Source organism: Nostoc sp. CHAB 5715 (genome assembly GCF_020829685.1).
In the GTDB taxonomy this organism is placed as follows: domain Bacteria; phylum Cyanobacteriota; class Cyanobacteriia; order Cyanobacteriales; family Nostocaceae; genus Nostoc.
Map to the genome: position 1 here is coordinate 1 of NZ_JAIVFR010000529.1, position 5,271 is coordinate 5,271.

The 5,271-nt window shown below is 46.5% G+C and carries 6 protein-coding genes; 3 read left to right on the top strand and 3 right to left on the bottom strand.

Going from position 1 to position 5,271, the window contains the following annotated elements:
* On the top strand, positions 1-316 hold a 316-nt coding region (locus LC574_RS25120), incomplete at its 5' end, for a hypothetical protein (RefSeq protein WP_229456264.1).
* Between the two features lie 146 nt (positions 317-462).
* On the opposite strand, the gene LC574_RS25125 is transcribed toward LC574_RS25120, so the two are convergent.
* Positions 463-858, bottom strand: coding sequence for a cytochrome P450 (locus LC574_RS25125; protein ID WP_229456265.1), 396 nt, complete (start codon positions 856-858; stop codon positions 463-465).
* Between the two features lie 224 nt (positions 859-1,082).
* Here LC574_RS25125 and parA point away from each other — a divergent pair, with 224 nt between their 5' ends.
* Positions 1,083-1,757 carry a ParA family partition ATPase gene (parA, locus tag LC574_RS25130; protein WP_267871673.1) on the top strand — a complete coding sequence of 225 codons (675 nt, stop codon included), beginning with the start codon at positions 1,083-1,085 and terminating at the stop codon, positions 1,755-1,757.
* Between the two features lie 159 nt (positions 1,758-1,916).
* Here parA and LC574_RS25135 read toward each other — a convergent pair whose 3' ends face one another.
* Together LC574_RS25135 and LC574_RS25140 are read right to left on the bottom strand one after the other, a co-directional pair.
* On the bottom strand, positions 1,917-2,123 hold the full coding sequence (locus LC574_RS25135) for a hypothetical protein (RefSeq protein WP_229456266.1): 207 nt from the start codon (positions 2,121-2,123) through the stop codon (positions 1,917-1,919).
* A 339-nt stretch (positions 2,124-2,462) separates the two neighbouring features.
* Complete coding sequence (locus tag LC574_RS25140; protein ID WP_229456267.1) at positions 2,463-4,697, bottom strand: NACHT domain-containing NTPase; 2,235 nt, start codon at positions 4,695-4,697, stop codon at positions 2,463-2,465.
* Between the two features lie 230 nt (positions 4,698-4,927).
* On the opposite strand from LC574_RS25140, the gene LC574_RS25145 reads away from it, so the two are divergent.
* The gene (locus LC574_RS25145) at positions 4,928-5,227 is read left to right on the top strand and encodes a hypothetical protein (protein ID WP_229456268.1); all 300 of its coding nucleotides are present in this window, start codon (positions 4,928-4,930) and stop codon (positions 5,225-5,227) included.
* Positions 5,228-5,271 lie beyond the last annotated feature (44 nt).

Below are 5,271 nucleotides of genomic sequence, written 5' to 3' on the forward strand. Positions count from 1 at the left end.
CCTATCAAACTCCCTTAAAGGATGTGACAATTCACAAGACAGCGATAATACTAACTGGTTAAGTAAAAGCCCTGGGTATCCAACGCAAAATCCCACGAGACATATATATTACATCTCATCGTACAGAAGTTTCCCTGGAGGCTTTATTGTTCTTACTAAGGATAACCAATCTTGTTACCTACCCAATAAATCAGATGCCCTCAAAAAATTTTCAGAACAATATCCTGATTCTCAACCTCCCCTAATATGTCATGTCAACAACTTGTCAGCCACCATTGGGAAGTGTGGTCGTATAGAGGACTTAGTGCAGGATTGAGCCAAGACCAAGAAACTTAACTATGTTGAAGGATTCAATTTCTTAGCGAATTGGCTGAAACCCCGTGGCTTGCTGTATGGCACGTACAGCACAAATAGTTTTAATGATATAAACAGTTATAACCGTTAAAAGAGTTATTATAGTGTTTATTGTTTCTTTCTCGGTGGTCTTCCTGACTTAATCTTTTCAACAGCTTTCAAGGCTTGTGTCAGCTTTTCGTCGTTCAGGTCATGAAGCATCCGCAAGCCAGCCCGGACAATCTCACTTCGCGTCACGTTCATTGCAGACTGCAAGCAACGCTCCTGAATCACTGCGATCAGCTCGTAATCCTCGGAAGGCATCGTAAAAGTATCCCGTATCACTTTCTTTTCAAGCGGCGGGACATCGGCAATCTCCTCTTTGGGCGGTTCTGCTTGAGGAGCATCTATTGAGCGCGGTTTGTCGGCTAACAAACTTTCCGCTTTTTCAAAGCGAGTCTGTACAGCCTTATCTTCTTCCTTGAGAGACGTTGTTAAAGCCGATTTCAAGTTTCTCTTTGGCATACAGGTTCACCCATTAATACATTAATAGTTATAACTATATAAACTATTTTAACGTTTTGTATGGTTAACATCATTACGAGTGGATAAACAGTTTGCAAGTATTTTCTAACTCCGTTACATCGTCAAAACAATATAAACCGTACAAACAAGTTTAATCGTATAAACTGTTTATATGGTTTTAACAATAAAAACTATTTGTATAGTTAATATCGCGTGGTAAGAAAATGACAGCAAAAATCATTGCCGTGGTGAATCAGAAGGGCGGCGCAGGCAAAACGACGACTTCCATGCAGCTTGCAGGGACGATCGCCCGACGCGGTTATAAAGTGATGGTGGTTGACGCTGACCCGCAAGGCAGCGCGACACGCTGGGCGGCATCAGCGGAAGACGCAAGCCCTTTTCCCGCCTCCGTGGTTGGGTTGAGTGCCGCCAATGAGAAAGTCCATCGGGAAGTTAAGAAATTCATTGAAGATTACGATTTCATTATCATCGACTGCCCCCCAGCCGCCGATTCTCCGGTTCCGCAGAGTGCGCTGATCATTGCAGACCTGGCACTCGTTCCTATCCTCCCCTCTCCTCTTGATATGTGGGCGGCTGTGGGTATCAAACAAGTTATCGAGCATTGCAGCACCGTTAATGAAACGTTGCAAGCAAGGCTGATGTTGAATCAAACCCAGGCAAACACCACCTTATCTCAGGAAAGTGCAGAAGTTTTATCCGAGTTCGGTATTCCCCTTGCAAAAACACAAATTTCTCAACGGCAGATTTATCGGCAATCAGCGGCGTTCGGTGTCACCGTTCATGATTTACCCAAAGCGTCGGCTGCCATCAAAGAGATTGAATCCCTGGTGGATGAAGTCTTTGCGGTGCTTGGTATCAGGAAAGGGAAGAAACGCTAATCACAAATAAAGAGACAAATAATATTAACCGTACAAATAGTTAATACTATTTATTGAAAATGTTTTCCTAAGAGAAGCGAAAGAAGGGTGGGGAAGCCCCCTGAAGGGAAAGGGAGGCAAGCCGCCTGGAGAGAAACAGCGCGGCTTGCAGTTCAGGCATTATTGCGGGAAGGTCGGCTTAATTGTCCCTTCGGCGGCTAGGCAGTTTGCTATCCAGTAAACGCCTGTGTGAAAGAACTTTCCTTGGTCGTTTAATTTTTTAACTTCAGCGATAATGATATCACAGTCTTCATCACTTAAAATTGCCCCGTAAATCCCACAATCCGCCCGAACAAAGGCACGATTGACGTAATCAATAGAAGTCATAGAATCAAACAGCGTTCACGCTGATAAAAGAACGTTTCAGGCTGTCCAAAATTTGAGAGGGCGACAATGTTTCAGCGCACAGAAAGCGTCAAAGGGAGTGCCAAATAATTCTGGAGAATTAGTGCCAAATAATCCTGAAGTTTACATTCCCCCGCGATCACACTCATCGTTTCAGAACACATCACCTTCAGAACTGCGGAATCAGGCTGTGCCCGAGTGCCGTGATGGGAATCGACATTGAGGAAGCGATCGCAGCGGCTGTTGCGGCGAAATATGGGGTGGAGCGGGGGAATTCCGTGGAGGAGTCGGTGGAGTGAGTGAGTGGGGTGCGATCACGCGTCAAGCGGAGGAGAATGGCTTGGGTGGCGACTGTGCGGTCGCGGCTTCCTGACCGAGAGAAGCGATCGGTAAAAGCAGGGTAGCTTCAATCTCCTCGCGGACTTCGCGGCTGACATAGCAATCGCTGTTGAGACAATCTACGAGAAGTTGATTGGTATTGTAGTACTGCAAGAGAAGATTCTCCTGAGCCTCCGTAAATTGCCAATCACGACCAATATTGTGGTAGTAAATCAGTACGGTTCTGAATTGCTTAATCCAAGCTGGTCCATTGGTTTTCCACCACTGTTCGTAACCTTCCCAATTTTTAGCAGAAGGAAGCTGGTCTTTGAGTCGCTGTAACTCTTGCTGAAATTCAGGAGCAACGTCGAGGGCACGAGCGAGGTCGAGGGCGCGGTCGAAGTGGACGGCGAAGTAGAGATCAGAGTTGCAGTTGATGGTGTGGTCGAGAGTACGGTCGCGGTCGCGGTCAAGGGCACGGTCAAGGGCATGGTTGAGGTTGAGGTCGGAGTCGAGGTCGAGGCTGAGGGCGCGGATAAGGTAATGGGCACGAATAGCAGCAGGTTTGTAACTGGCTTCAACAGAGCGGGATTTTTGCTCAACCCAACTGAGGAACTCTTGCAGTTTCTTATCGTTTGCCAGGATGCCGTCAATTTGATTTTTCATCGCTTGCAGCAACTGATCTGCATTCTTCAGCATCCCAACCATGATCAAGAACACCTCTCGCCAGCGGTTCTCACTGAGATGACTGAGCAGATTGCTGAAATCACCGCCCGATTTTTCAATCTGTCGAGCCATGAAGTATTCCTGAAACGTCAAATGGGAAAACGAATAAATCCCTCGTGCCCGCTCGACTAGTAAGCCATGTTGCGCCTCGATCGATTTCAAAACGGCTTCGCTATCGAGTCGTAACACTTCGGGATCGGTGTTGGAATTGGGGAGATTGCGAATGTAGTCCTGAATCTCTGCCTCGACAAATTTCTGTTTGAAAAAGTATTCACCTCGCTCAAAAGCGGTAAATGCAACTTGGCTTAGTAAGTCTTCCTTGCGTTGCAGGGTCAGTTCTTTATAAACTTCATCTCGCGTGATGTTGCGTTTGCCATCCCATTTCTTCAGCAGCACATCCAAGCCTTCCTTGTAGAGTTCTGAACGGTTGGCTGGGAATCCGGCTCGTTCTCCATAGACGAGGCAGAGCAGCGTGAGTAAGAGGGGGTTGGTGGCTAATTCTTGCAAACCTGGTTGCGATTCTAAGGCTTTTGGAAATTCCGTCGCTTTGGTGGGGTCTTTGTGCTGAAACCACTTGTGAGCAAAGTCGGCGATCTGTTGTTTGTCAAAATCTGCAACTTCGACTTCCGTGAACTGCTCAAAGGTATATTCCTTTGCGGCAATCCGGCAGGTCATGACGAATTGATTGGCATCAAACTGTCTGGAAGCTTGTTGGATGACGTTTAAGATGCGCTTTCCATCTCTTTCCTGAACTTCGTCTAATCCATCGAGCAAGATCAGCGATCGACCTGCTCGCAGAATTTGTTCAAGGGTGGTCTGAGCATTCTCGATGCCGCATTCTGTCCAATGCTGGGTGATGAACTGAGTCAGCGTGTGTTTCCCATCTGCCTCAGCAAATTCCTTGAGTGTGACAAAGATTGGAACGCAATTCCTGTGCAGCTTTCCCGTATTACATTGCAGAGCTAACCACTTAAGAAAAGTCGTTTTCCCTGCTCCTGGCTTGCCTAGAATGAACAGTTTGCTGTGTCGCTCGACAGCTTCAAGTCCTGAAATTCTTTCCTGCCGCACTCTACCAAGACTCAGTCGATCGAAGTTTTCCAGATCGCATCCATCTAGCAGTTCATCCACACTGGGTCGCTGATTGTGCGAAAGCTTCTCCAGAATATTAACACTGGTATAAATCGAATCAATCGTAATGGCTTGCTCCATGTCCAACACGCGCATTTTGTCGCAGCGTCTCTGAATGTCACTGCTGACCTGAGCACGAACTGTTTGAACCAGAGTATCAATCGGGTCATTTTCTTCCCAGTCTGCAATTGCTTTCGAGTCTAACCCAAGCTCCCTGCAAAGCGCTTCAAAGTAAGCCAAAGAGATTGGCTCACGATGAAGAAATTTCTGTACTGTACTGCGCGACACGAGGACTGATGAGGCGATCGCCTCATCAGTCCTCCCGTCCCGTCGTCTTGCAGCACATAATTGGTTGTACCCTTCTGGAGAAGCTTTTACTCCCATTACCAGAACTCGCTTTTTCAAGAGTTTTGGGCTAATTATATCTCTCTCACCAAAAGTTATACAAATCTGCGACAAAAGTTGCACAATCCGAAATCAAAGCTAGGGCAGAGTTCCCTTGAGTTCGCCCTATAGTGATTGTTGTGAACTAAATCACTTGGTGCTCATCACACTGACCTTCGATTTAGCACTCGATTCCGACAACTATGTAATTTGCAAGGAGGATACGTCTTATGCATCGTCAATCAAACAATCATTCAAAGCCTCTTGAAGGAGTTGGCTGTGGCAGGGCTGTGGCTGATATGGCATATTTGGGGCTGCGGACCGCTGGATACGTGGCATTGTATGCCACTCCATTCGCATTTATCCCTGCCATCGTACGTCCAGTAAAAAAATGGCGCGATGATTCCTTGAAAAGAGATTTGGCTAATTTTTCTAATGGAAATGCGGCTACAAGAAGGCGGATGATTGCAGAACAAGGTCTGCAATCTTTTGCCCAAGAGGCTTTCGATGTTTATAGACAGACAAGATAAGATTCATTCTGAAAGGGCTTACCCATTCCACGTAAGCTCTTTTT

Excerpts from the sequence above, each read along its gene's own strand:
- LC574_RS25125 (WP_229456265.1), bottom strand. The coding sequence starts at position 858 with ATGCCAAAGAGAAACTTGAAATCGGCTTTAACAACGTCTCTCAAGGAA.
- parA (WP_267871673.1), top strand. The coding sequence starts at position 1,083 with ATGACAGCAAAAATCATTGCCGTGGTGAATCAGAAGGGCGGCGCAGGC.
- LC574_RS25135 (WP_229456266.1), bottom strand. The coding sequence starts at position 2,123 with ATGACTTCTATTGATTACGTCAATCGTGCCTTTGTTCGGGCGGATTGT.
- LC574_RS25140 (WP_229456267.1), bottom strand. The coding sequence starts at position 4,697 with ATGGGAGTAAAAGCTTCTCCAGAAGGGTACAACCAATTATGTGCTGCA.
- LC574_RS25145 (WP_229456268.1), top strand. The coding sequence starts at position 4,928 with ATGCATCGTCAATCAAACAATCATTCAAAGCCTCTTGAAGGAGTTGGC.